Raw genomic sequence first — 25,055 nt, forward strand, 5'->3', positions numbered from 1 at the left:
GACTCCTCGTCTCGCTGGTCATCCGTACGTGTCCCGCGGCCCACGGCCACGGACGGTGCGCGGGCCCTTCTTCCAGCTCGGGGCCGTCGGACCGACAACGCGCAGCTTGGTCACGACGTCCCCGCCGACCCCGGCGCGCAGCTTGCCCAGGATGGTCGGCGCCAGCAGGCGCAGCTGCGTCGCCCAGGCCGTGGACTCCGCGACCACCAGCAGCTCGCCCTCGTTCAGCGACTCCGGCCGGCAGTGCGCGGCGATCTCCGGCCCGACCAGGGTGTCCCAGCGCCCGAACACCGCACCGACCTTGGTGCGGGCGGTCCAGTCCTGCTGGGTGACCAGCGAGTCGACCAGTGAACCGAGCGTCTGGGGGTCGTCGGCGCCGGGTCCGGGGCCGGTCCAGCGGCGCCGCGGGCCGGCCACCCGGCGACGGGTCGGCTGCGGCCGGGAGGCCGAGGCCGCCCGGGCGGCCTCCAGTGCCGCGCGGGCGATGTCGGAGGGTCGTGCCGGGCGTTCCTCAGCCACCGTCCACCCCTGCCTCCCCCGTTGCCGCGCTCTCCTCGGTCGGCTCCCCGGGCAGGATCCGCGCCTGCCCGTCGGCGATCTGCACCCGGGTGCCCAGCAGCACCGCCGGGACGTCCTCGGCGACCGCCGCGGTGATCAGCGTCTGCTCGGCACTGCGGGCGACCTCGGCCAGCGCAGCGCGGCGGCCGGAGTCCAGCTCGGCGAAGACGTCGTCCAGGACCAGGATCGGGTCGTCGCCGTCGGCCCGCAGCAGTGCGAAGCAGGCCAGTTTGACCGCGAGGGCGAAGGACCACGACTCGCCGTGGCTGGCGTAGCCCTTGGCCGGCGCCGGCCCCAGGTGCAGCACCAGGTCGTCCCGGTGCGGACCGACCAGGGTCACCCCGCGGTCGACCTCGTCCTTGCGCCGCTCGGCGACCCGCTCGCGCAGCGCCGCGGCGAGCTCCTCGGCGCCGGGCAGCACCCGCGCCGGGTCGACCGGCGCCCCGTCCCCGGCCAGCGGCACCGAACTGCTGTAGCCCAGCGCCGCCCGGTCGGCGCCGGGACCGGCCACCCCGGCGTAGGACTCGGCGACGTAGGGGGCGAGGTCGGCGACGAGCTGCAGGCGGGCGGCCAGCAGCTGACCGCCGAGCTCGGTCAGGTGGCCGTCCCAGACGTCCAGGGTGGCCAGCGCGTTGCCGCGGGCGAGCTTCGCCGTCTTCAACAGGGCGTTGCGCTGCTTGAGGACCCGGTCGTAGTCGCTGCGCACCCCCGCCAGCCGGGGTGTGCGGCTGACCAGCAGGTCGTCGAGGAAGCGCCGGCGTTCGGCCGGGTCGCCGCGCACCAGGGCGAGGTCCTCGGGGGCGAACAGGACCGTCCTGACCAGCCCGAGCAGCTCCCGTGGCCGGGGCAGCGGGGCCCGGTTGACCCGCACCCGGTTGGCCCGGCCGGGGTTGATCTCCACCTCGACCAGCAGCTCGCGGTCGTCGCGGCGCAGCGCCGCCCGCACCACCGCCTGGCTCGCGCCGTGCCGGACGAGAGGGGCGTCGGCGGAGACCCGGTGGCTGCCCAGCGTGGCCAGGTAGCCCACCGCCTCGACCAGGTTGGTCTTGCCCTGGCCGTTGCGCCCCACCAGCACGGTCGGGCCTGGGGTCAGCGCCAGGTCGGCGGACTCCCAGCTGCGGAAGTGCCCGACCTGCAGGTGCCGGAGGTACATGGGTCAGCCCCGACCCCGTCCTCCACCAAAATGGCCATCTTGGTGGAGGACGGACGTCGATCCGGTGCTCACGCGGGGTTCTCGGCCTCCGCCGGCTCGGCTGCCTCGACGGCCTGGACGGCGTGCCCACCGAACTGGTTGCGCAGCGCGGCCACCGCCTTCATCGTCGGGGAGTCGCTCTGCCGCGAGGCGAACCGGGCGAACAGCGAAGCGGAGATCGCCGGCATCGGGACGGCGTGCTCGATGGCCTGCTCGACGGTCCAGCGGCCCTCACCGGAGTCCTCGGCGTAGCCGGAGATCTTCTCCAGGGCCGGGTCGTCCTGCAGTGCGCGGACCAGCAGGTCCAGCAGCCAGGAGCGGATGACGGTGCCCTGGGTCCAGGAGGCGACGACGCCGGGCACGTCCTCGATCAGGTCGACCGCGGCCAGCAGCTCGTAGCCCTCGCCGTAGGCCTGCATCATCGCGTACTCGATGCCGTTGTGGACCATCTTGGCGAAGTGGCCGGCGCCGCACGGGCCGGCGTGCACGAAGCCCGCGCCCTCGATCGGCTGTCCGGCCTCGTCCTGGGGTGCCGGCGGCTTCAGCGCGTCGAAGACCGGCTGCGCCTTGGCGACGTCCTCCTTCGAGCCACCGACCATCAACGCGTAGCCGTTCTCCAGGCCCCACACGCCACCGGAGACCCCGGCGTCGATGTAGCCCAGGCCCTTGGCGCCCAGCTCCGCGGCGTGTTCCTGGTCGTCGGTGAACTTGGAGTTGCCCCCGTCGATGACCACGTCACCGGGGCTGAGCAGCTCGCCCAGCTCGCGCACCGTCGCCCGGGTGGGCTCACCGCTGGGGACCATCACCCAGACGACCCGGGGCGCCTCCAGCGCCTCGACGAGCGCCTCGAGGCTCTCCACGTCCCGCTTCTCGGAGAACGAGTCGTACCCGACCACGTCGTGACCGGCGCGACGCAGCCGCTCGGCCATGTTGCCGCCCATCTTGCCCAGTCCGACCATCCCCAGCTGCACGTCTTCTCCTCCGTCGTCGATGTCTCGCTCGTGGGCCGCGGTCCTCCCGCAGCAGGTCTCGGTGGGCAGCCGCACCGTCGCGGCGCACCCGTCGCGCCTGGGCGCGGCCCGGGGCACGCGCCGTCGCCCATCGTGCTCGCCCTCCCCGGCGCTCGCGCGCCGGGGACCGCTCCTAGCCCGGCAGCCGCACCGGCATGATCAGGTACCGGTACGAGCCGGCCCGCTCGGCGGGCCTGCCGCTGTCCTCGTCGTCGGCGGAGGGCTCGTCGACCCCGGACAGCACGGCCGGCTTCAGCGCCGTCGTGAAGTCCATCCGGGCGCGGTCGGTGTGCACCGCGGCCAGGCCGTCGAGCAGGAACGTCGGGTTGAAGCCGATCGTCAGCGGCTCCCCGTCGAACTCGACGTCGCAGCGCTCCTCGGCCTGGCCCTCGTCGTCGGTGCCGCCGGCGCGCAGCGTGACCTGGCCGGGCGTGAACTCGCAGCGCAACGGCGTGCCGCGCTCGGCGACCAGGGCCACGCGCTTGGCGGCGTCGGTGAACAACCCGACCGGCAGGGTGGCGAAGGACGAGGACTCGCTGGGCATGATCGCGCGGTACTTCACGAACTCCGCGTCCAGCAGGCGGGTCGTGGTGCGGCGGTCCTTGCCCGACATGCCCAGGATGCCCTCCCCGGAGCCGCCCGACGCCAGCGAGAGCACCACCTCGGGGCCGCTGGTCAGCGTCTTCGCCGCGTCGGCGAGGGTGCGGGCCGGCACCAGGACGGCGGCGGAGAGCCCCGGGGTCTCCGGACGCCAGGCGAACTCCCGGACGGCGAGCCGGTACCGGTCGGTGGCGGCGAGTGTGACCAGGTCGTCCTCGATCTCCAGCCGCACGCCGGTCAGCATCGGCAGGGTGTCGTCCCGGCCGGCGGCGACGGCGACCTGACCGACGGCCTCGGCGAACGCGTCGCTGTCCACGACCCCGGCGGTGGAGGGCATCGAGGGCAGGGACGGGTAGTCCTCGACCGGGAGCGTGGGCAGGCTGAACTTCGCGTTGCCACAGCTGATGGCCAGCCGGGCCCCCTCGGCGACCACGTCGACCGGGTGCGGCGGCAGGGCCCGGGTGATCTCGGCGAGCAGCCGGCCGGGGACGAGCGCGCGGCCGGCCTCGGTGGACTGGACGTCGACCTCCGACCGGGCCGACACCTCGTAGTCGAAGCCCGAGACCGCGAGCTGGCCGCCCTCCACCTCCAGCAGGATCCCGGCGAGCACCGGCACCGACGGCCGCGGCGGCAGGCTGCGCGCCGTCCATGCCACGGCCTCGGCGAGCACCTCGCGTGCCACCCGGAACTTCATCTCGTCATCCACCCCACGTTCGTCTGCGCCGGCTGCTGCCGGGCGGTGTGCGGCGCCCATCCTCTCCTGCCGGCCCCCCTGCATGACCAGTCCCCTGGTCACAGCTGCACCTCAGAGCCAGGAACCGGCTTCCTGGGTGCCCGCCGGTCGGGGCGGCGCAGCCTCCCGATCCGGCCCGTCCCCACCGAGAGTGTGGTTCGAGAACACCTGGGAGATATAGCTCATCTTCGTCATCACAGGTGTGGATCCTGGGGACGAGACCCCTTCGTGCAGGTCACCCCCGGAATGGGCCTGTTGGCTCGCTGTGGGCCGGTGGGCGTCCGCCTGTGTCGACACGTGGACAACTCGACCGCCGTGCACCGTCGTCGTGCCCTCTCCACCCCGCATCCCCCCTCCACCCGCAGGTCCGTCCCCACCCGATGTGGGTGGAGAGGGCTGTCCACCGGCACCGGTGGGCGACTTGTGGACACCTGGGGGACGGCGCCGTGCCAGGTGCACCCGCTGGACCTGCGGAGATGCGGCTGGCTGCGGGACGAGAGCGATGGTGGGCAGTGGGTTCCGGCTCTCCCCAGGCTGTGTACAGATCTGGGGACAAGGAGACACGGACGCCGGCTCGGCGTCGGCGAGGTCATCCCGGTCGGGCACCTCGAGGGCGCGCGGGAGCGACCGGACCGGCGGTCGGTGTCCGGACGTGCGGCGGCCGAGCCCCAACCCGGGAGGACTGGGGCTCGGCCGGACGATCAGGAGCGGGCGCGGCTCTTGATCCGGGCGGTGAGCTCGGTGACCTGGGTGTAGGTGGCCCGGCGCTCGCTCATCAGGCCGGTGATCTTCTTGACGGCGTGCATGACCGTGGTGTGGTCCTTGCCGCCGAACGAGGCCCCGATCCGCGGCAGGGAGAGCTCGGTGAGCTCGCGGCACAGGTACATGGCGATCTGCCGGGCGTTGACCAGGGTGCGGCTGCGGTTGGCCCCCTGCAGCTCCTCCATCGTCACGGAGAAGTACTCGGCGGTGGCGGCCATGATGATCGCCGCGGTGATCTGCGGGCCCTGCTCGTCGCTGATCAGGTCCTTGAGCACGAGCTCGGCCAGCGCGAGGTCGACCGGCTGCTTGTTCAGGCTGGCGAAGGCGGTGACCCGGATCAGCGCGCCCTCGAGCTCGCGGATGTTGGTCTGCACCTTGCTGGCGATGAACTCCAGGACCGCGTCGGGGGCCTGCAGTCGCTCGCCATAGGCCTTCTTCCGCAGGATCGCGATGCGGGTCTCCAGGTCCGGCGCCTGGACGTCGGTGATGAGACCCCACTCGAACCGCGTGCGCAGCCGGTCCTCCAGCGTCGTCAGCTTCTTCGGCGCGCGGTCGGAGGTGATGACGATCTGCTTGCTGGCGTTGTGCAGCGTGTTGAACGTGTGGAAGAACTCCTCCTGGGTGCGCTCGGCGCGCTCCAGGAACTGGATGTCGTCGATCAGCAGGAAGTCGATGTCCCGGTAGCGACGCCGGAAGTCCTCGGCCCGGCCGGAGTGCACCAGGTTGATGAACTCGTTGGTGAACTCCTCCGTGCTGACGTACCGCACCCGCACGTTGGGGAACATCCGCGCGGCGTAGTGGCCGATCGCGTGCAGCAGGTGCGTCTTGCCCAGCCCGGAGTCGCCGTAGATGAACAGCGGGTTGTAGGCGCGGGCCGGGGCCTCGGCGACGGCGACGGCGGCCGCGTGCGCGAACCGGTTGCTGTTGCCGATGACGAAGCTGTCGAAGACGTACTTCGCGTTGAGCCCCGGGTCCAGGCCGCCGGGGCGCCGGTCGGCGAACAGGGGGACGGCGCCGCCGCCGCGGCCCGGGCGCTCGGCGGGGCGGTCGCCGATGCCCTCGTTCCCCGGTGTCTGGGCGCGACCGGCGTCCCCCGGGTCCCGGTCCCACGGGGCGAGCCGGCGGGGGCCGCCATCGGGCTGGTCGTCGGAGGCCGACCCACGCGACCAGTCGCGCCCGTCCCCGGACTCGGGCAGCCAGGCCTCGGCCCGGGCGGCATCGGTACGCACCCCGAAGGCGCTCCGCCCGTCGTCGACCCGGTCCCGGTCGGCGCGGTCCTCGGCGGCCCGGTCGTGCGCCGCCCGCTCGCGGGCAGCCAGCTCCTCCGAGGCGCGGTCGTGGGCCAGCCGGTCCTGCGTGAGGCGGTCCTGGTCCAGCCGGTCCTGCTCGGCGGTGGGCCAGCGACGGACCTCCGGCTCGACGCCGAGCCGAGGTGCCTCGGGGGCCGGCGGCGGCACCGGCATGTCCTCCAGCTGCACCGCCACCCGGATGTCCCGGCCGATCTCCGCGGACAGCGCCTCGGCCAGCACCATGCGCATGCGGGACTCGAGCACCGTCTGGGTGAACTCGTTGGGCGCGGCGAGCACGGCGGTGTCCTCGAACAGGCCGAGTGGGCGGGTGAGGTTGAGCACCGCCTTCTGCTGCGGGGTCAAGCTGCTGGCGAGCCTCTCGCGGGCCTGGTCCCAGACCGTCGCCAGGTCGACCGGATCGTCGGCCATCGACTGTGTCCCTTCCCGTGCCTTCGGTGCTCTGCCTCTGGTGTGACGCCTCTGGTGCGACCCCGGAGCTGCGGTGCGACCCCGGAGCCGTCGTCCACAGGTGGGATGGATCTCGGGGACTCGCTGGATCCCCCGTCGGGTCCCCAGCTGTGGACGTCCGGCGGTGCTGCGTCCACATGAGTGTCCACAGTCTGTGCACGCTCGGCGACACCTGGTCCGGCGATCGGCGTCCGCGCTGCCGGGCACGACGTCATGGCTGGTGAGCGCCCCGGCAGGGGCGATCGGAGGAAGGTCCGGCGAGCGATCGGCCGACGGGGTCGGCAGGAGAACCGGCGCCCGGTCGTCCGACCCGGAGCGACGGCGACGCTAACAGCCTCGTCCACAGGCGGGCAACGACGACGGCAGCCGGCACGCTGATCGGCCGCGGCGTGTCCGGCGCCGGGTGGCCCGATCAGCGGTGCACCATGAGCGGTCCGGCCAGCAGACCGGGACCCGTCGGGTGTCGGCTATGCTGGTCGGAGTCTGTGCACGGGAGTCGGCGCGCGCCCTGAGGTCGTGGGGCGTGATCACCGGGCCCGTCGCACAGCAGACCAGCCTCGGGAGTCCGGGACAGGTCGCAGGTCCCAGGAGCACCGGGGCCGACGACCTGCCCGGCCCCGCGCGTGCGCTGCCCGACCGGGTGCGCGCCGCATCGACGTCGTCAGCAGTGGGAGTCCCTCGTGAGCAAGCGCACGTTCCAGCCGAACACCCGTCGTCGGGCCAAGACCCACGGCTTCCGGCTGCGGATGCGCACCCGGGCCGGGCGGGCGATCCTCGCCGCTCGCCGTGGCAAGGGTCGCAACAAGCTCTCCGCCTGAGGTGCTGCCTGCGCAGGCACGCCTGCGCCGGCGGCCGGAGTTCACCGCGGTCATGCGGTCCGGCCGACGTGCCGGGCGGCCGACCCTGGTGGTGCACTACCTCTCCGAACGGCCCGTCGCCCGGGTCGGGGGTCCGCTGGACCCCTCGACCGGGCCGCGGGCCGGTTTCGTGGTCGGCAAGGCCGTCGGCAACTCCGTCTGCCGGCACCGGGTCACCCGGCAGCTCCGCCACCTGGTCGGCGACCGCCTGGACCGGCTCCCGGCGACCGCGGACCTCGTCATCCGGGCCCGCCCGGAGGCGGCCGACGCCGGTTCCGCCGTGCTGAGCCGCGACCTGGACGCCGGCCTCGACCGGGTGCTCGGCGGACACGGCCCCCGGGCACGGCGACCGTGACGATCGCGCCCGCCCGCGGGTTGCTGGCCGCCGTCCGCTTCTACCAGCGGGCGATCAGCCCCGCGTTCCCCCCACGGTGCCGCTTCGAGCCCACCTGCAGCGCCTACGCGGCCGAGGCGATCGAGGTCCTCGGCGCCGGCCGGGGCAGCTGGCTGGCCGTGCGCCGGCTGGCGAAGTGCGCGCCCTGGCACCCCGGTGGCGTCGACCTGGTCCCGCCCCGGCGGGCCGGTACCGAGCCATCCGTAGGTGAATCGCTCGACCCCGGCCCAGGAACCGCTGGGCCCACCCACTCGTCGTGCACAGCGGCGCAGCCGCCGGCACCGTCCGCGGCGACCGCGTCGACGGCTGACGGCACACGTCGTCCCGACCGTGCCACCCCGCCGGCTCCGCGCCGGTCTGCGCAGCAGGAGGCTGGCGTTGCTTGACTGGCTGTACACCGCGATCGCGTGGGTGATGAAGCAGTGGCATGCACTGTTCTCCACGTTCCTCGACCCGGCGAGCGGCATCACCTGGGCGCTGTCGATCGTCTTCCTGGTCGTCACCATCCGCGTGCTGCTGTTCCGCCTGTTCGTCAAGCAGGTGAAGAGCCAGCGGGCGATGCAGGAGATCCAGCCGGAGATCCAGAAGCTCCGCAAGCAGTACGGCAGCGACAAGCAGGGCTTCAGCCAGGCCATGATGGCGCTGAACAAGGAGCGCGGGGTCAACCCGCTCGCCGGCTGTCTGCCGATCCTGCCGCAGATCCCGATCTTCCTGTCGCTCTTCCACGTGCTGCGCCGGATCGCGCCGGGCAAGGACGGCCTCTACAGCTGGTCGGACACCCTCACGAACCAGGCGGCTTCGGCCCAGCTGTTCGGCGCGCCGATCTCCGCCTCGTTCAACATGACCGGGGCGAAAGAGCAGGCGATCCTCGGGCTGCCGGACGTCGGTTACACCAACATCCGGATCGTCGCGTTCCTGCTCATCGTGATCATGTGCGGGACGACCTTCTTCACCCAGAAGCAGATCATGCGGCGCTCCGGCCCGGTCGAGGGCCAGGCCGCGATGGTGCAGAAGCTGCTGCTCTACGGCATGCCGCTGAGCCTCTTCGTCTCCGGCTTCTTCTTCCCGATCGGCGTGCTCCTCTACTGGTTCACCAACAACCTGTGGACCCTGGGCCAGCAGTTCTACATCCTGAAGAAGCTGCCCCCGCCCGGGTCGCCGGCCGCGCTGGCCAAGGCCGCCGCCGACAAGCCGCCGATCGACCCGAAGGCCCTCGCCCCCAAGCCGGGCGCGAAGCCGGTGCGCCCCAAGTCGGGCAGCCGCGGGGCGACCGCGGCCCCCTCCCCCACGGTGGACGGCGACGGCACCACCCCCGACGCCCCGCCGGCCGGTGCGACCCCCGCCGAGGGGACCGGACCCGCAGAGGGTGGCTCGGCCAACGGCCGGCCCCCGGGTGGCGGAGGTGCCCGCCCCCGCACGGGCTCCTCGGGCAGCCGGTCGTCGGCCGGGCCCGCCAACCGAGGCAAACGCAAGCGCCGCTGACCGGCTGCGGCACCCGGGCGCGAGCCCGCGGCGTGCCCGCCACCTGACCACCGGGCTCGCCCGGCCGCCTGCACGATCCTGGAGGACTCCGTGAGTGCATCCGACAACGACACCGTGGCCACGTCCGAGGCGACCTCGGACGCCCTGCTGACCCCGGCCGGCGGGAGCGGTGACCCCGCGCTCCCCGACGCCGACCCGGCGTCCTCCGACGCCGTCGTCGAGCCGGTCGACGTCGAGGACGAGTCCGACGACGACGCTGAGGACGGCGCGGACGGCCTGCTCGTCCGCGAGGGCGACGTCGCCGGCGACTACCTCGAGCGGCTGCTGGACATCCTCGACGTCGACGGTGACATCGACCTGGACGTCGAGGGTGACCGGGCCTCGGTCGCGGTCGTCGGCGGCCAGCTGAAGACCCTCATCGGGCCCGACGGCGCCACGCTGGAGGCGCTCCAGGAGCTGACCCGGCTGGCGGTGGCCCAGTCCACCGGTGTCCGCAGCCGGCTGATGCTCGACATCGGGGGCTTCCGGGCCAAGCGGCGCGCAGACCTGACCAGCCTGGCGTCCGCAGCGGCCGAGCGGGTCGCCGAGAGCGGAGCACCCGAGCGCCTCTCGCCGATGAACCCGTTCGAGCGGAAGGTCGTGCACGACGTCATCGCCGTAGCCGCCGGTGTGCGCAGTGAGTCGGAGGGCGAGGAGCCGAACCGGCGCGTCGTGGTCCTGCCGGACCGGTGATCGACGAGGAGGGCCAGGCCGAGGGCCCGCCGTCCGCAGCTGATCAGCCCGGTCCTGTTCCGGAACCCTCGGCGGCAGCGCTCGCCCTGTTCGGTCCCGCTGTCGAGCAGGCGGTCCGCTACGTCGGGATGCTCGCTGGTGACGGTGTGGTCCGTGGGCTGATCGGGCCGCGTGAGGTGCCCCGGCTGTGGGACCGCCACGTGCTGAACAGCGCTGCGCTGGCCGAGGTGGTGCCGCAGGGCAGTCGGGTGGTCGACGTGGGCAGTGGGGCCGGGCTCCCCGGGGTGCCGCTGGGGCTGGCCCGGCCGGATCTCATGCTGACGCTGGTCGAGCCGATGGCCCGTCGGGTGGAGTTCCTCCAGGACGTCGTGACCGAACTGGGTGCTCCCTGGCGGGTGGTCCGCGGGCGTGCCGAGGAGCGGTCGGTCGTCCGGGCGGTCGGGCCGGTGGACGTGGTCACCGCGCGGGCGGTGGCGCCGCTGCCGCGACTGGTGGGCTGGTGCCGTGGGCTGCTGGCCCCGGGGGCCCAGCTGATCGCCCTGGTCGGCGCACGGGCGGCAGCCGAGGTGCCGGACCTGGTGCCGGAGTTGGAGGCTGCCGGGATGCGGGACGTGCACACGCGGGCAGTCGGTGTCGAGCTCGGCGCTGCAGCCACTACCGTGGTGCTCATGACGCGCGCTGGCACCTCTCGGTCCGGGCGCTCGGCAGGGTGAGCGCGTTTCACGTGGAACTCGCCGTAGCGACCGCTCCCTGTTCCACGTGGAACACGGTGGTGAGGAGGACGCACCGATGACGGACCCGGGCGAGCGCCTGCGCAACAGCCTCGCCGCCGATCTCCCGGTCGGTCCCGACTTCGACAGCCCGATCGCCATGGAGGCGATGCGGGCCACTCGCGTGCTGCACGCCGCTGATCAGGATCCCTTCCCGGCGCCGGGCCGGATCCGGGTGGTGACGGTGGCGAACCAGAAGGGCGGCGTCGGGAAGACGACGTCGACGGTCAACCTGGGTGTCGCCCTGGCCATGTACGGGCTCCGGACGCTGGTCATCGACCTCGACCCCCAGGGGAACGCCAGCACCGCTCTCGGTGTGGAGCACACCGTGGGCACCCCCTCGATCTACGACGCACTGGTCGGCGACAACACGCTCGCCGAGGTCACCCACCCGACGACCGCGAGCCCGAACCTCTTCTGCGTCCCGGCGACGATCGACCTCGCCGGCGCGGAGATCGAGCTCGTCTCGGTCGTCGCTCGGGAACACCGGCTGCGCCGCTCCATCGAGACCTACCTGCACGAGCTCCCCGCCGAGGAGCGCCCGCACTACGTCCTCATCGACTGCCCGCCGTCCCTGGGGCTGCTCACGCTGAACGCGCTCGTGGCCGGGGACGAGGTGCTGATCCCCATCCAGTGCGAGTACTACGCGCTGGAGGGCCTCGGCCAGCTGCTGTCGAACATCGACCTGGTGCGCGCCCACCTGAACCCGGGCATCTCGGTGAGCACGATCCTGCTCACCATGTACGACGGTCGTACCAAGCTCGCCGACCAGGTGGCCGACGAGGTGCGCAACCACTTCGGTGACCTGGTGCTCACGGCGGTCATCCCGCGGAACGTACGGGTGAGCGAGGCGCCGGGCTACGGGCAGTCGGTGCTCACCTACGACCCGGGATCCCGTGGCTCGACCAGCTATGTGGAGGCGGCGCGGGAGTTCGCCCGCCGGGGAGCGGCCCTGCCGGCGTCGACGCCTCAGCCGATCAGCCAGCCTCCTCCCCCACCACCGGTTGCCACGCCGGTCTACCCGCCGCCGGTGGGCGGGCCGCCGCCACCGGTGGCCGGGCCGCCGTCGGTGGCGGCACTGGTGCTCGGTGAGCCGGCGACGGCTCCGGCCCAGCGGGGACGGCACGCGACGTGACCCCGGTGCGCCACATTCCCACCCCCGAGCCGCGTCTGCGGACACCGGGCATCTGCGAGGAGGACCAGTGACCAAGCGCGGCGGTCTGGGGCGGGGCCTGGCGGCTCTGATCCCCACCAGTGCACCGGCTCCCACGGCGACCCCGGCGGCTCGCGCCGCGGAGGCGGCCGAGGTCGCCGCCACCGCGGCCGACCAGGCCGGGGCCACCCCTCCGGACCAGTCCACCCGGACGGCGTCGGTGCACGAGCTCCCGAGCCGTGCGCTCGAGGAGGTCGCCGGCGTCCCCGGTGCGCAGCTGCGCGAGCTGCCGGTCGACGACATCGTCCCGAACCCCAAGCAGCCGCGACAGGTCTTCGACGACGAGGCCCTGGAGGAGCTCACCCACTCGGTGCGCGAGTTCGGGCTCCTGCAGCCGATCGTGGTCCGGGAGGCCGGTGACGGCCGCTACGAGCTCATCATGGGCGAGCGCCGACTGCGTGCGTCCCGGGCAGCCGGCCTGGAGACCGTGCCCGCGATCGTCCGGGACACCACCGACGACGCCATGCTGCGCGACGCCCTGCTGGAGAACATCCACCGGGTCCAGCTCAACCCGCTGGAGGAGGCAGCTGCCTACCAGCAGCTGCTCGAGGAGTTCGGCGCCACCCACGAGGAGCTGGCCAGCAAGATCGGGCGCAGCCGCTCGCAGGTCACCAACACCATCCGGCTGATGAAGCTGCCGGTGAAGGTCCAGACCCGGGTGGCCGCGGGGGTCATCTCGGCCGGGCACGCTCGGGCCCTGCTCGGTCTTCCGGAGGCGGAGGCGCAGGACGCCCTGGCCACCCGGATCGTCGCCGAGGGCATGTCCGTCCGGGCGACCGAGGAGGCCGTCGCGATGGCGGTCGCCGACTCTCCCACCGCGGCGCGCCGTTCGGCCCGGAAGATCAGTGCCCCCGGGGTCGAGGACCTCGCCGGCCGGCTGTCGGACGTCTTCGAGACCAAGGTGAAGGTGCAGATCGGCCGGGCCAAGGGCCGGATCGTCGTGGAGTTCGGCTCGGTCGACGACCTGCAGCGGATCGTCGGGATGATGGCCCCGGACATCACCGGTCGCAGCCAGCAGGAGTGAGTGCCGTACTTACGTCACAGTAGTAATGCGGATGAGGTGGTCGTCCGTCCGGACGACGACCTCATCCTGTGATCGGTCCCTCGGCCGCCGCTCGGGCGAGCAACCGGCCGAGGACGTCGCCGAGCCCGTACCCGGCTGCCTCGACGGCCATCGGGAACATCGACGTCTCCGTCAGTCCCGGGGAGACGTTCACCTCGAGGAACTGCACCGCGCCGTCGGGGGTGACGATCGCGTCGGTGCGGGACAGGCCGGCCAGCCCGAGCACCTCGTGCACCCGCAGGGCCATCTCCGCCGCGCGAGCAGCGACCTCGTCGGAGACCCGCGCCGGGGAGTGGTACTCGGTCATCCCGGGGGTGTACCGGGAGGTGTAGTCGAAGACGCCGGACTCGGGGGCGATCTCGACCGCAGGCAGCGCCTCGGGGCCGTTCCCGAGGTCGATCACCGACAGGGCCAGCTCGACCCCGTCGACGAACCGCTCGACCATCACCGTGTCGCCGTAGGCGAAGCAGCTGACCATCGCGGCCGGCAGGTCCTCGACCCGGCTGACCTTCTGCACGCCGAGCGAGGAGCCACCCGAGGCCGGCTTCACCATGAGCGGGAGTCCGAGCCGGGCCACGATGAGGTCCAGGACGGCGCCGGCGCCCAGTTCCCGGAACGTGCTGTGCGGCAGAGCGACCCAGTCCGGCGTCGTGACCCCCGCCGTGCGCACGACCGACTTGGCGGCCGGCTTGTCCCAGGCCAGCCGGCAGGCAGCGGCCGGGGAGCCGACGTAGGGCACGCCGGCCAGGTCCAGCACGGCCCGCAGCGCGCCGTCCTCGCCGGTGGCGCCGTGCAGCGCGATGAACACCGCGTCGGCCGGCGAGGCCGCCAGGCCGGGCAGCAGCTCGGCGTCGGCGTCGTGCATCTGCGCCTCGACCCCGGCCCGGGTGAGCGCCTCGACCACCTGCCCGCCGGAGTTGATGCTGACCTCCCGCTCGAAGGTGAGCCCACCGGCGAGCACCAGGGCCCGCAGCGGGGTCGTCGCAGCGCCGGGTGCCGCTTCCGGTGCGGCCGCCTGGTCGGTCATGGCTGACGGTCCTCGCTCTGGTCGTTGTTCGCCGGCCCGATGACCGGCGGCGGGGTCGGCCGGCCGCCCTCCGGCCGGGCCGTGGCCGGGCCCACCGCGCGGAACGTCCCGGTGTCGACGGCGTCGAAGGTGGAGTGCAGGTCCAGCTCGGCCTCGATCACCCGGGCCAGCCGGCGCACGCCCTCCCGGATCTGGTGCGGCTCGGGGTAGCAGTAGGACAACCGCATGTGCTCCCGGCCACCACCGTCGGCGTAGAAGCCGATGCCGGGCACGTAGGCGACGTGGGCGGCGACCGCGCGCGGTTGCATGAGCTTGGCGTCCAGGCCGTGCGGCAGCTTCAGCCAGACGTAGAACCCGCCCTCCGGCTTGGTCCAGGTGGTGCCCGGCGGCATGAGCGCGGTGAGCGACTCCAGCGTGGCGTCCCGCCGCTCGCGGTACAGCTCGGTGAAGACCTTGATCTGCTCGCGCCAGGGCTGGGTGTCCAGGTACCGGGCGACCGCGTACTGGGTGAGCGAGGGCGGGCAGAGGACCTGCGCCTCGGTGGCGAGCACCAGCTTCTCCCGCACGGCCAGCGGGGCCAGCACCCAGCCCACGCGCAGACCCGGGGAGAAGGTCTTCGAGAACGACCCCAGGTAGATGACCCGGTGCTCGTTACGGGCGCGCAGCGCGCGCATCGGCTCCTTGTCGAAGCCGAGCAGACCGTACGGGTTGTCCTCGATGACCAGCAGGTCGTACTGCTCGGCGATCGCCATGATCGCCTCGCGGCGCACCTCGGTCAGCGTGACGCCGGCGGGGTTGTGGAAGTTCGGCACCGTGTAGAGGAACTTCACGCGGTCACCGCGGGCCCGGCACTCCAGCAGGGCCTCCTCCAGCGCCTCGGGGATCAGCCCGTCGTCGTCCATCGCGACGTGCCGGACCTGGGCCTGGGCGGCCTGGAAGACCCCGAGGGCCCCGACGTAGGACGGCGCCTCGGCGAGGATGACGTCACCGGGGTCGACGAAGACGCGGGTCACGAGGTCGAGCCCCTGCTGGGAGCCGACGGTGACGACCACCTCGCTGGGCGAGGCGTCGGTGATGCCCTCCAGGGCCATGACGTCGCAGATCCGCTCCCGCAGCCGGGGCTCACCCTGGCCGGAGCCGTACTGGAGGGTCTGGGCGCCCATGTCGGACACCAGCTCGCCGATCATCGACCCGACGGCGTCCAGCGGCAGAGCGGTGACCGCGGGCATGCCCCCGGCGAGCGAGACGACCTCGGGCCGGCTGACCACGGAGAACAGCGCCCGGATCTCCGAGCTCTTCATGCCGTGGGTGCGTGCTGCGTACCGGTCGGCCAAGGGGTCCAGCCGCGGGTGTCGCGGGGAGACGTGCGGGGACGCACCGCTGGAGTGCGCCCCGGCCTGACCGGTTCCGACCGAGGGGCCGGGCACAGGAGGGGTCACCTCTCGGAGTCTATGCCCGCCTCACTGCCGGCCGTTCAGCCGCGGGCGGGCAGCAGGAAGGTGCCGGTCGGCGGGTCGGCATCGGCGGGCAGGAACAGCCGCTGGACGGCGGCCACCACGGCCTGGGCGACGGTGCTGCGCAGCCGGGCGTCCAGCAGCAGCAGCCGGTCGACCGGGTGGGAGAGGTAGCCGCAGTCGATCCGGACGGCGGGCATCCTCGTCATGCGCAGGATGTCCCAGGTCTTGGGGTGGGAACCGCAGTCGAGCATGCCGGTGCGGGCGATGACCTCGCGGCGCACCAGGTTGGCGAACTCCTCGCCGACCGTGGAGCTCGCCCCGGACCCGGTGCCGTAGTAGTAGCTGGCGACGCCGCGGGCGTGCGCCGACCCGTGGGCCTCCATGTGCAGGGAGAGGAAGAGGTCGGCGCGCGCCTGGTTGGCGAAGGCGGTGCGGTCCTCTGCGGTCTGGTCCACGGTGCGGCCGCGGGTGAGGTAGACCGTGGCGCCCGCGGCGGCCAGCCGGCCCTCGATCCGGGAGGCGAGGTCGAAGACCAGGTCGGCCTCGGTGGTCTCGCCGGCCGTGTACCCGCTGTCCGCCCCGCCGTGGCCGGGGTCGATGACGATGACCCGGCCGATCAGGTGCGGCCCGGAGTCGACCAGCGAGGCGCTCTGCCGCAGCAGCTGCGGCCGGCCGCCGGTGACCCGGCGGCCCAGCTGCTTGAGCGCGCGCAACGTCGCCGGACCGCACGTGCCGTCGGCGGTCAGCCCGTAGTCGCGCTGGAACGCCCGCAGGCCCAGCTCGGTGTCGGCGCCCAGCATGCCGTCGGCCCGGCCGGCGTCGTAGCCGAGCTCCAGCAGCAGCTCCTGGAGCCGGCGGACGTCGTCCCCTCGGGTCGGCCGCTCGGGGTCGAACCGCAGCAGCCGGTCGCCCAGGGACCAGCGTGCCTCGTGCAGTGCCCGGTAGGTCTCGTCGCCCACCCGGCCGTCGACCGAGAGCCCGCGCACCTGCTGGAAGTGCCGGACGGCGAGCTCGGTCGCTGCGTCGTAGCCCGCGTCGTCCGGACGCTCTGGTCGCTCCGGCTCATCGGTCAGCAGGCCGAGGGAACGGAGCATGGCCTGCACCTCCGCCACGGCGGGACCGGTGCTGCCAGGTCGCAGGACGTCCATGCGCAGGTCGTCGCTCCTCGCTCGGGTCAGGACGGCCGGTCGAGGCCGCTGGGGACGATTGTGGCGGGTGTGCACGACCGGGCAGTGCACCGGGTGACCCGGTACCCCTGTCCGGGTGACCGTCCCCCGGGACGGGCGAGGCCCGCCGGTCCGGGTGGACGGGCGGGCCTCACCATGCGATCCGCGCCGCAGCGCGGTGGCTGCGGTGCCGCGTCGGCCGGTGGCCGGCCCGACGGATCAGAGGTAGTCGGACAGGTCCGACAGGATGGCGCCCTTGGGCTTGGCGCCGATGATGCTCTTGACCGGCTTGCCACCCTGGAAGACCGTCATGGTCGGGATCGACATGACCTGGTAGTCACGGGCGATCTGCGGGTTCTCGTCGATGTTGAGCTTGGCGATCGTCAGCTTGTCGGCGTGCTCGGCCGCGATCTCCTCCAGCACGGGGGCGACCATCTTGCACGGCCCGCACCACTCGGCCCAGAAGTCGACCAGCACGGGCTTGTCGCTGCCCAGGACGTCACTCGCGAAGCTCGAGTCGGTGACGGTCACGGTGTTCTTGCCTGCCATGGTGCTGCTCCTTGCTCAGAGGGGACGGTGCAGTCTGTGGTTCAGCGCAGTCTGTGGTTCAGCGCTCGTCGAATGTCTCGGCGAGCCAGCGCTCGGCGTCGATGGCCGCGGCGGCGCCGGTGCCGGCCGAGGTGATCGCCTGCCGGTAGATGTGGTCGACGACGTCGCCGCAGGCGAAGACGCCGTTGACGCTGGTGTCGGTCGTCGGGTGGGAGACCACCACGTACCCCTCGTCGTCCAGCTTCAACTGCCCGACGAAGAGCTCGGTGCGGGGGTCGTGGCCGATTGCGACGAACATGCCGGAGACCGGGAGCTGCTCCGTCGCGCCGGTGGCCACGTCGGTCAGCTCCACCGCCTCGACCGTCGTGTCGCCGTGCACCTCGGTGACCTGCTTGCCCAGTGCCCAGCGGATCTTCTCGTTGTCCTGCGCGCGCTTGACCATGATCTTCGACGCGCGCAGCTCCTCGCGCCGGTGCACCACGGTGACCGACTTGGCGAAGCGGGTGAGGAAGGTGGCCTCCTCCATCGCCGAGTCGCCGCCGCCGACGACCGCGATGTCCTGGTCGCGGAAGAAGAAGCCGTCGCAGGTGGCGCAGGCGGAGACACCACGGCCGAGCAGTCGCTGCTCGTTGTCCAGCCCGAGGTAGCGGTACTTGGAGCCGGTGGCGACGATGACGGCGTGCGCGCGGTGCACCTCGTCGCCGACCTTGATGATCTTCGGGTCGACCGTGAGGTCGACCTCGGTGACGTCCCTGGCGACCAGCTCTGCGCCGAAGCGCTCGGCCTGGGTGCGCATGTCGTCCATCAGCTGCGGGCCCTGGACGCCCTCGGGGAAGCCGGGGAAGTTCTCGACCTCGGTGGTGGTCATCAGTGCACCGCCGAACTGGGACCCCTCGAACACGAGGGGGTGCAGGTTCGCGCGGGCGGCGTACGTGGCAGCGGTGTACCCGGCGGGACCGGACCCGATGATGATCAGGTCGCGGATCCCGTCGTGCTCGGCCGGAGGGATCTCCGGGGCGGCACTGGTCGGGACCGTCAGGCCGGGAGTGGGGTCGTTGCTCGTCACAGGCGGCACAACGGACAGCCTAGGGCGGTCATTCCCTGGGGGCGGCCGGGTCCTTCGTCAGCCGGCTGCGGTGACGCTGACCTCGGCCAGGTCGGCGCTGAAGCCCTCGTCGACGGGGACGAGGCCGGTCACCCACACCAGCACGTACCGGGTGGTCGCCGGCTCGGCGAACTCCAGCACGTCCTCGCCGGTCAGCTCCGCAGAGGCGGCGACGTCGAACGCCTCCAGCCCGGCGTCCGGTGAACCGCCGGTGCGCACCTCCACGGTCGCCCCGGGCCGGGTCGTCTGCAGCGCGACGCTGCTCACCGGCTGCTCGCTGCCCAGGTCGTACAGGACGCCGACGCCGGGCTTCAGGTTGCCGAAGTCGGCCGAGCCCCGGTAGTTCAGCGTCGACCACGCGGTGCTCGGGTCGCCGTCGAAGGACAGCGGGACATCGTCGTCGTTCTCCGGCTCGCCGTCGCCGAACGGGTCGAACACCGCGGCGCCGGTGAGGGGCACCGGGGCGCCGGCGGCCGGCGGGGCCGGTGCCGGCTCCTCACCGGGTGCCGGTGCGGCAGCGGCGGTGGTGCTGGACTCCGGCGTCGACCCGGTCGGACCGCCCTCGACGCTGCCCGCCACGGAGAGCACGTTGGTGCCGAACCACCATCCGATGGCCACGACGAGGGCCAGCGCCAGCAGCGGCAGCCCGATCACGGCCAGCCGCCGCCGGGCGGACGACGACGCCTCGCGCTCGGCGACACCGTCGTCCTCGGCCACGAGGGTCTCGTCGAGGACGAGGTCGTCCTCGACGTCCCGGTAGCCCGCGGGCCCGGCGGACAGCGGGCGGGGCAGCGACGCCCCGGGGACGGGGGGCAGGTGGTTCCGCACCAGCCGGACCGGCTGGTCCGCGTCGTCGCCCTCGACTGCGTCGGCGTCGGCCAGGTCGCGCCGGTCGCGCAGGCGGCGCACCCAGCCGCTGTCGGTGAGGCCGTCGGGCCGGGCGCTCTCCTGCGGGCCGGTACGCGGACGCTCGACGAGCAGCGAGACCATCGTGGTCACGCTCGACAGCCCGGTGGCCGGGTCGGTGGAGCGGGCCCGGCGCACCAGGGCGGCGAGGTCGGGCGACGAGATCTCGGCGGGCTGGGCGCCGGACAGGCCGGTCAGGCACAGCTCCAGCAGCGCCCCCAGGGCGGTGATGTCGCCCTTCTCGGTGCCGCTGGCCGCCGGCACCGACAGCAGGCCGACCAGGCCGCCGGGACGCAGCACGACGTGCTCGGGCGTGAGGCCGCCGACGGCCAGGCCCACCCGGTGGGCCTCCGCGACTCCCTCGGCCAGCCGGCGGACCACCGCGCGCGCCTCGCGCTCGGACAGCGGGCCCTCGGCGGCGAGCCGGTCGGAGAGCCGGATGCCCTCGATCCACTCGTTCACGACGTACGCGGCGCCGCCGGGCTCGGTGCGACCGGTGCCCTCTGCGGCGTCGTAGACCATCGCCAGCGCGGGGGTCGCCAGCCCACCCGCGGTCAGCGCGCGGTTGATCCACTCCCGCGCGGCCGGGCCGCCGGGGGTGTGCACCCGCAGCGCCACGTCACGGTTGAGCACCCGGTCACGGGCGCGCCAGGTGCGGATGACGCCGGTGGGCGTCTCCTCGTCGGGGGCCACCTGGTCCAGCGGGCGGTAGCGGTCGGGCAGGCCGGTTGTCGTCGACGTCACGGACGCTGCCGACCCCCTGCTCGTTCACGGCCGGGAACGGCGCCCCCGGTTCCGGCCCGAGACCGCCTGGTCACCGTGAGCGCCCGAGTCGAGCCCGGACCCCGGCCAGTGCGTCCCGGAGCTCCGGGACACCGGCCATCACGGCACCCGCGACGACCGCGCTGCCGATGACCACGGTACCGAGGACGACCGTCCCGAGCGAGCCCGGTACCGAGGTGCCCAGTGACCTGCCGGCGAGCGACACGGCGGCCCAGCCGAGGGCCCCGGCGACGGCCGAGACCGCGGTCATCCGGAGCACGGTGGTGCCTGCCTCGGCGCTGGCCCGGACGCCGAGCTTGCGCTCCAGGGCGATCGCGCCCACCACCCAGCCGGCGACGTAGGTGACGCTGGTGGCGATCATCAGGCCGGCCACGACGTGCTCCGGGTCGACCAACACCGGCACGAGCAGCAGCAGCGGCACCCGGACGGCGACCATCGCCACCTGGATGAGCGTCGGGGTCCGGGCGTCCTTCATGGCGTAGAACACCCGCAGCTGGAGCAGCGTCACCGCCATCGGGAGCAGGCCGAACGCACCGACCGCGAGGGCGACGCCGACCTGCCGGGCGTCGTCGACGTCGGCGTTCCCGCGGGCGAAGGCCACGATGCCCACGGCGGGGCCCAGCACCATCAGCAGGGCGGTCACCGGCAGCAGGCCGGTCGCCGAGAGCCGGGTGCCGAGCGTGAGGTCGGAGACGACGCCGTCCATGTCGCGCCGGGCGGCCGCCCGGCTCATCCGGGGGAGGAGGGCGGTGAGCAGCGCGACGCCGATGATCCCGTAGGGCATCTGGAACAGCAGGCTGGCGTTGCTGAACGCGAAGGGGCCGAGACCGCCGGCGTCGGCGGCGTCGTTGGCCACGTTGCTGGCGACGACGACCCCGATCTGGCTGACCAGCACGTAGCCGATCACCCAGAGCCCGAGCGTGCCGGCCTCCCCGAGCCCGGTGCCCCGCAGCTCCCACCGCGGTCGCAGCGGCACCCCGTGCCGGCCCAGCAGCGGCAGCAGCACGAACGCCTGGACGGCGATGCCCAGGGTGGTGCCGATGCCGAGCAGCCAGACCTGGAAGGCGGTGATGGTGACCGGCGTCAGGTCGCCCGGCCCGGCCGCCAGGAGGAAGACCGCCCCGGTGGCGATCACCACGATGTTGTTCAGCACCGGCGCCCAGGCCGGTGGACCGAACACCTGACGCGCGTTGAGCACCGCCGTCGCGAGCGCGCCGACCCCGTAGAAGACGATCTCGACCAGCAGGATCCGGGCCAGCCAGTTGGCCAGCTCCACCTGCTCGGGGTCCTCGTCGATGCCCATCAGCCAGGTCAGCGCCGGTGCCGCGAGCACGGCCACGACGGTGAGCGCGGCCAGGCCGACGGTGGCCAGGGTGAGCAGCCGCTGGGTGTACCGCACGCCCCCGTCGGCGTCCCGCTCCTGGGCGCTGACCAGCAGCGGGACGACGACCGAGGTCAGCACCCCGCCGAGCAGCAGCTCGTAGACGATGTTGGGCAGCGTGTTGGCCACGGTGTAGGCGTTGCCGACCAGCCCGAAGCCGAGCGCGGCGGTGAGCACCACGGTGCGCAGGAAGCCGGTGAGCCGGGAGACCAGGCTCGCCACGGCCATCGTCCCGGCCGCGCGCAGGATGCCGCCGCTGCCGCCGGAGCGGCCCTGGCGGACCTCGGTGTCCTCCGGCTCGTCCTCGAGGTAGCGCGGCACCGCTGGGATGACCGGGATGAGCTGGGTGTCGTCCGGGCCGGGCACGAAGCGCCGGGGTCGCGCGGGCGGCGGCACCGGGGGCAGCACGGCACGCCGGCGGGCGGCGTCGGCCGACCGGTCGCCCGCCGGCCGCGCCGCCGGGTAGCCGGCGGGTGGCGGCGGCAGGGGTCGCGGGGAGAGTGACGGGGCCAGGTTCTCGGGCTGGTTGCCGACCACCGGCGCGGGGACGGCGGTGGGAGGAGTGGGCGGCGGACCAGGCTGTGCCCCCCGGTACGGCGGCGGGGGCAGCGGTGCGGGCGTCCGGGGCCGCGCGTCGGGTGACCCGGTCCGTTGGTCCTCGGACCCGGCCGGTGGGCCGCCGCTCACACCGGGCTCCGGGTGGGCGGCAGGCCGGCCGCCTCGTCCGCGGCGGGAACCGGCTCGCCGCGCCGGCGGCGCAGCACGAAGCGCACCCCCCGGCGCAGGAAGAGCAGGGCCAGCAGTGCGGCGGCGCCGAGGGTGATCGCCAGGGTGACCGGGCCGTACGCGGTGCTCCGCACCTGGAGCTGCACCGGCTCGCCCAGCGGGCCACCGGCCGGCGTGGTCAGCCGTGCGGTGACGGCGAACCCGCCGGACTGCTGGACGTCGGCGGGCACCTCGACCGTGGTGAGCGACTCCGGCTCCAGCGTCTGCACGCCGATGTCCTCGGTGTCCAGACCGACGTTGCTGCGGGTCTGCAGGTCCAGCCGCACGTCGACGGCGAAGGGCAGGTCGTTGCGCACGGTGAGCACCAGCGGCGCGTCGCTGGAGGCGAGGGTGTAGGTCCCGTCGGCCGGGGAGACGAGGGTGACCTGCTCGCGGAGCCGGGCGACGGTGCCCCGCAGGTCGGTGACCACGGACTGGAACACCTCCGGCTCCCCCCGCCACTGCGCGGACGCCGCCCGGGCGATCGCCGCGTCGTACCCGGCGAGCGCCTCGTCGGCGTCGCCGACCACGGCGGCGGCGAAGTCGTCCCGCACCCGCGAGGTCTCCACGATCCCGGCCATCGTCGCGGCCGGCAGCCGGACGTCCGGGTCGGTGCCGGTCAGCTCCCCGACGTCGGCGGCCGGGCCGTCGGCCGTTGCGGCCACCGAGAACGGGACCAGCCACGGCTGGGTGTACGTGTCGGTCATCATCGCGGCCACGGTGCCCGGGTCCGGGTCGACCCAGCGGGGTGGGGCGACGAGCACGGTCGAGCCGTCGCCGTCGGCCTGCTGGGTGTGCAGCGCCGCGAGCTCGGCCAGGTAGCGCTGTTCGACGAGTCGCCCCGCCCCCGGCTGGAGGGTCGCGACCTCGACGGCCTCGGCCAGTTCCCCGTCGGCGACCAGCGTGGTGACCGGCCCACCGTCGGTGGTCAGGTCGCCGCGGGCGGCGGCCGGGTCGCCGTCGTCCCCCACCGCTCGGCTGCCGTCGGTCAGTCCGTCCTCGGCCAGCACCACGGTGCCGACCCCGCCGGCGACCAGGGTGGCCAGGGTGGGCTCGTCCACGGTGCCACCGGCCGGCCAGGCCAGGTCGGTGCGCGGCTCCACCCCGAGCACCTCCTCCACGATCTCGGCCCCGGCGCCGGTCTCCCCGGTCGGGCCGGCCGCGGGCGCCGGGACCAGGGCCCCGTCCGCGGTGCTGGGCTGACGGGCGGTGCCCTCACCCGGCAACGCGCGGAGGAGGGCCTCCGGTCGGCCGGCCGCGACCAGTGCGTCGGCGTCGACGTCGGCGTACGGGAGGGCCACCACGTCGTGGTCGGCGGCCAGTCGGCGCAGCCGCTCCAGCAGTTCGGCCGCGTCGGCGGTGCCCGTGCCCTCCTCGCCGTCCGCCAGGTAGGGGCCGGCGGCCATGGCCGCCAGCTCCTCGAGCAGCGCCGGATCGACGGCGAGGGTCACCGGCACGACGGGCTCGGTCTCCGCCGGCGTCGGAGCCGTGGTGCGGGGCAGCTGCTCGACCGCCTCCAGGACCCGGTCCAGCCGGCCGCCCTCGGCCACCTGGGCGGCGAGCGCGTCGTCGGTGAAGGCGCCGGTGGCGTCCCGGTGCGGGCGGTCGGTGATCGGCCAGAGCCACGCCACGCCCGTCCGGGTCGCCGGCACCGCAGGCTGGACGACGAGGTGGGTGGACAGCTCGGCCACCCGCTCGGTGATGCCGTCGGCACGGGTGCCGTTGACGTTGACCAGGAGCGGGTACACGCCGTCGGTGGTGAGCTGCAGCGCGTCGGCGGTGCTGGGGTAGGTGAACGTGACCTCCTCCCCCGGCTCGAGCTCGTCCGAGGACACCTCGAGGAAGGACGTGGTCGCCGCAGTGTGGTCTCCGGGCCGGGCGAGGTCGGCGGCGAGCCCGCTCCGCGAGGTCAGCACCTCACCCCGCTGCAGCCGCACCGACAGGTCCTCGTAGGTCTCGGTGCTGTCGTTGCGCAGGGTGGCGGTGACCTCGACGGCGGCGCCGGGGGTGACGGTGCGCGGTTCCAGCCGGTCCAGGGTCAGCTCCAGGGGCCGGTCGGCCGACGAGTCGGTCGCGCGGCCGGCGTCGCCGGGCGCGGCGGAGGCGGCCGGGGCGCCCAGCAGCCCGCTGACGACGGTCACGAGGGCGCCGAGCAGCACCTGCCGGCCGCCGGCGCGGCCGGCGGCCCGCCGGGTCACGCGCTGTCAGCCAGGAGGCCGGGCGCGCGCTCGACCAGCGCACGCTCGTCGGCGTAGGCCAGACGCCCGCCGAGCTCGGTCAGCGGCACCCAGGCGACCTCGGTGACCTCGACGTCGGCGTCGGACAGAGCGCCGCCGGTGGCCCGGAGCAGGAAGTGGTGGACCGTCTTGTGGACGCGACGGCCGTCGGCGACGAACCAGAAGTCGATGATGCCCAGCGGGGCGACGACCTGGCCGATGATGCCGGTCTCCTCCGCGACCTCGCGGACGGCGGTGTCCTCCGGCGTCTCGCCCTGTTCGATGTGCCCCTTGGGCAGCGACCAGAGCAGACGACCGCGGCGGTCGGTTCGGCCGATCAGGGCGGCGCGCGGCCCGGTGACCTCGTCATCTGCGACCACCAGCCCTCCCGCCGAGGTCTCGTCGACCCGACGCAGCCGGCGGCCGGGGCGCTGCCGCCCGCCCGTCCCAGCCATGTCAGGAGGGTAGCGCGCGACACGGCACTACCCTCGACCGTCGTGTCAACCGAGCCGTCGCGTCGCGCCCCCTCCGGCCCGACCCCACCACCCCCGCCCGTCCCCGCGGCGGTGCAGCAGAC

At 73.8% G+C, this 25,055-nt stretch carries 22 protein-coding genes; 8 read left to right on the forward strand and 14 right to left on the reverse strand.

Going from position 1 to position 25,055, the window contains the following annotated elements; translation table 11 throughout:
• Positions 1 to 18: 18 nt before the first annotated feature.
• The 5 genes from O2V63_RS13820 to dnaA form a co-directional block, all read right to left on the reverse strand.
• Positions 19 to 519: a DUF721 domain-containing protein gene (locus O2V63_RS13820; protein WP_269168140.1), complete on the reverse strand. Its 501-nt coding sequence runs from the start codon at positions 517 to 519 to the stop codon at positions 19 to 21.
• The gene (gene recF, locus O2V63_RS13825; RefSeq protein WP_269168141.1) at positions 512 to 1,711 is read right to left on the reverse strand and encodes a DNA replication/repair protein RecF; all 1,200 of its coding nucleotides are present in this window, start codon (positions 1,709 to 1,711) and stop codon (positions 512 to 514) included. Before recF ends, O2V63_RS13820 begins: the two co-directional genes overlap by 8 nt.
• A 68-nt stretch (positions 1,712 to 1,779) precedes the next feature.
• Positions 1,780 to 2,721 carry a phosphogluconate dehydrogenase (NAD(+)-dependent, decarboxylating) gene (gnd, locus tag O2V63_RS13830; protein ID WP_269168142.1) on the reverse strand — a complete coding sequence of 314 codons (942 nt, stop codon included), beginning with the start codon at positions 2,719 to 2,721 and terminating at the stop codon, positions 1,780 to 1,782.
• Between the two features lie 172 nt (positions 2,722 to 2,893).
• Positions 2,894 to 4,054, reverse strand: a complete 1,161-nt coding sequence (gene dnaN, locus O2V63_RS13835) for a DNA polymerase III subunit beta (protein ID WP_269168143.1) — start codon at positions 4,052 to 4,054, stop codon at positions 2,894 to 2,896.
• Between the two features lie 740 nt (positions 4,055 to 4,794).
• A complete protein-coding gene (gene dnaA / locus O2V63_RS13840) occupies positions 4,795 to 6,573 on the reverse strand; it encodes a chromosomal replication initiator protein DnaA (protein ID WP_269168144.1) in 1,779 nt (592 codons plus the stop codon).
• 719 nt (positions 6,574 to 7,292) lie between these two features.
• Here dnaA and rpmH point away from each other — a divergent pair.
• The 8 genes from rpmH (at position 7,293) to O2V63_RS13880 (ending at position 13,084) form a co-directional block, all read left to right on the forward strand.
• Positions 7,293 to 7,430: a 50S ribosomal protein L34 gene (rpmH, locus tag O2V63_RS13845; RefSeq protein ID WP_036333061.1), complete on the forward strand. Its 138-nt coding sequence runs from the start codon at positions 7,293 to 7,295 to the stop codon at positions 7,428 to 7,430.
• 1 nt (position 7,431) lies between these two features.
• Positions 7,432 to 7,824 (forward strand): ribonuclease P protein component, encoded by a 393-nt coding sequence (rnpA, locus tag O2V63_RS13850; protein WP_269164105.1) that lies wholly within the window; start codon positions 7,432 to 7,434, stop codon positions 7,822 to 7,824.
• A complete protein-coding gene (gene yidD / locus O2V63_RS20865) occupies positions 7,821 to 8,249 on the forward strand; it encodes a membrane protein insertion efficiency factor YidD (RefSeq protein WP_269168145.1) in 429 nt (142 codons plus the stop codon). The genes rnpA and yidD overlap by 4 nt, the downstream gene beginning before the upstream one ends.
• On the forward strand, positions 8,242 to 9,345 hold the full coding sequence (yidC, locus tag O2V63_RS13860; RefSeq protein ID WP_269168146.1) for a membrane protein insertase YidC: 1,104 nt from the start codon (positions 8,242 to 8,244) through the stop codon (positions 9,343 to 9,345). Before yidD ends, yidC begins: the two co-directional genes overlap by 8 nt.
• 90 nt (positions 9,346 to 9,435) lie before the next feature.
• A complete protein-coding gene (locus tag O2V63_RS13865) occupies positions 9,436 to 10,077 on the forward strand; it encodes a Jag family protein (RefSeq protein WP_269168147.1) in 642 nt (213 codons plus the stop codon).
• A complete protein-coding gene (rsmG, locus tag O2V63_RS13870) occupies positions 10,074 to 10,790 on the forward strand; it encodes a 16S rRNA (guanine(527)-N(7))-methyltransferase RsmG (protein WP_269168148.1) in 717 nt (238 codons plus the stop codon). Before O2V63_RS13865 ends, rsmG begins: the two co-directional genes overlap by 4 nt.
• 76 nt (positions 10,791 to 10,866) lie before the next feature.
• The gene (locus O2V63_RS13875) at positions 10,867 to 11,982 is read left to right on the forward strand and encodes a ParA family protein (RefSeq protein WP_331253842.1); all 1,116 of its coding nucleotides are present in this window, start codon (positions 10,867 to 10,869) and stop codon (positions 11,980 to 11,982) included.
• Positions 11,983 to 12,049: 67 nt separating this feature from the next.
• Entirely contained in the window at positions 12,050 to 13,084 is a 1,035-nt protein-coding gene (locus O2V63_RS13880; RefSeq protein WP_269168150.1) for a ParB/RepB/Spo0J family partition protein, read from the forward strand.
• 61 nt (positions 13,085 to 13,145) lie between these two features.
• On the opposite strand, the gene O2V63_RS13885 is transcribed toward O2V63_RS13880, so the two are convergent.
• The 9 genes from O2V63_RS13885 to O2V63_RS13925 form a co-directional block, all read right to left on the reverse strand.
• Complete coding sequence (locus tag O2V63_RS13885; RefSeq protein WP_269168151.1) at positions 13,146 to 14,150, reverse strand: D-alanine--D-alanine ligase family protein; 1,005 nt, start codon at positions 14,148 to 14,150, stop codon at positions 13,146 to 13,148.
• The gene (locus O2V63_RS13890; protein WP_269168152.1) at positions 14,147 to 15,589 is read right to left on the reverse strand and encodes an aminotransferase-like domain-containing protein; all 1,443 of its coding nucleotides are present in this window, start codon (positions 15,587 to 15,589) and stop codon (positions 14,147 to 14,149) included. The genes O2V63_RS13885 and O2V63_RS13890 overlap by 4 nt, the downstream gene beginning before the upstream one ends.
• 35 nt (positions 15,590 to 15,624) lie before the next feature.
• A complete protein-coding gene (locus O2V63_RS13895; protein WP_269168153.1) occupies positions 15,625 to 16,755 on the reverse strand; it encodes an N-acetylmuramoyl-L-alanine amidase in 1,131 nt (376 codons plus the stop codon).
• A 237-nt stretch (positions 16,756 to 16,992) separates the two neighbouring features.
• Positions 16,993 to 17,322, reverse strand: coding sequence for a thioredoxin (gene trxA, locus O2V63_RS13900; RefSeq protein WP_269168154.1), 330 nt, complete (start codon positions 17,320 to 17,322; stop codon positions 16,993 to 16,995).
• 58 nt (positions 17,323 to 17,380) lie between these two features.
• Positions 17,381 to 18,397: a thioredoxin-disulfide reductase gene (trxB, locus tag O2V63_RS13905; protein WP_269168155.1), complete on the reverse strand. Its 1,017-nt coding sequence runs from the start codon at positions 18,395 to 18,397 to the stop codon at positions 17,381 to 17,383.
• Positions 18,398 to 18,445: 48 nt separating this feature from the next.
• Positions 18,446 to 20,077, reverse strand: a complete 1,632-nt coding sequence (locus O2V63_RS13910; RefSeq protein ID WP_269168156.1) for a protein kinase family protein — start codon at positions 20,075 to 20,077, stop codon at positions 18,446 to 18,448.
• 70 nt (positions 20,078 to 20,147) lie between these two features.
• A complete protein-coding gene (gene murJ, locus O2V63_RS13915) occupies positions 20,148 to 22,034 on the reverse strand; it encodes a murein biosynthesis integral membrane protein MurJ (RefSeq protein ID WP_269168157.1) in 1,887 nt (628 codons plus the stop codon).
• A 146-nt stretch (positions 22,035 to 22,180) separates the two neighbouring features.
• Positions 22,181 to 24,460, reverse strand: coding sequence for a DUF6049 family protein (locus tag O2V63_RS13920; protein ID WP_269168158.1), 2,280 nt, complete (start codon positions 24,458 to 24,460; stop codon positions 22,181 to 22,183).
• Positions 24,457 to 24,933 (reverse strand): NUDIX hydrolase, encoded by a 477-nt coding sequence (locus O2V63_RS13925; RefSeq protein ID WP_036333049.1) that lies wholly within the window; start codon positions 24,931 to 24,933, stop codon positions 24,457 to 24,459. The genes O2V63_RS13920 and O2V63_RS13925 overlap by 4 nt, the downstream gene beginning before the upstream one ends.
• Positions 24,934 to 25,055: the final 122 nt, after the last annotated feature.

Source organism: Modestobacter sp. VKM Ac-2977 (assembly GCF_026968045.1).
Taxonomy (GTDB): Bacteria; Actinomycetota; Actinomycetes; order Mycobacteriales; family Geodermatophilaceae; genus Modestobacter.

What these genes read in the sequence shown, in the direction of transcription:
- recF (WP_269168141.1), bottom strand. Translation starts at nt 1,711, where the DNA reads ATGTACCTCCGGCACCTGCAGGTCGGGCACTTCCGCAGCTGGGAGTCC.
- dnaN (WP_269168143.1), bottom strand. Translation starts at nt 4,054, where the DNA reads ATGAAGTTCCGGGTGGCACGCGAGGTGCTCGCCGAGGCCGTGGCATGG.
- dnaA (WP_269168144.1), bottom strand. Translation starts at nt 6,573, where the DNA reads ATGGCCGACGATCCGGTCGACCTGGCGACGGTCTGGGACCAGGCCCGC.
- O2V63_RS13875 (WP_331253842.1), top strand. Translation starts at nt 10,867, where the DNA reads ATGACGGACCCGGGCGAGCGCCTGCGCAACAGCCTCGCCGCCGATCTC.
- O2V63_RS13885 (WP_269168151.1), bottom strand. Translation starts at nt 14,150, where the DNA reads ATGACCGACCAGGCGGCCGCACCGGAAGCGGCACCCGGCGCTGCGACG.
- O2V63_RS13895 (WP_269168153.1), bottom strand. Translation starts at nt 16,755, where the DNA reads ATGGACGTCCTGCGACCTGGCAGCACCGGTCCCGCCGTGGCGGAGGTG.
- trxA (WP_269168154.1), bottom strand. Translation starts at nt 17,322, where the DNA reads ATGGCAGGCAAGAACACCGTGACCGTCACCGACTCGAGCTTCGCGAGT.
- O2V63_RS13925 (WP_036333049.1), bottom strand. Translation starts at nt 24,933, where the DNA reads ATGGCTGGGACGGGCGGGCGGCAGCGCCCCGGCCGCCGGCTGCGTCGG.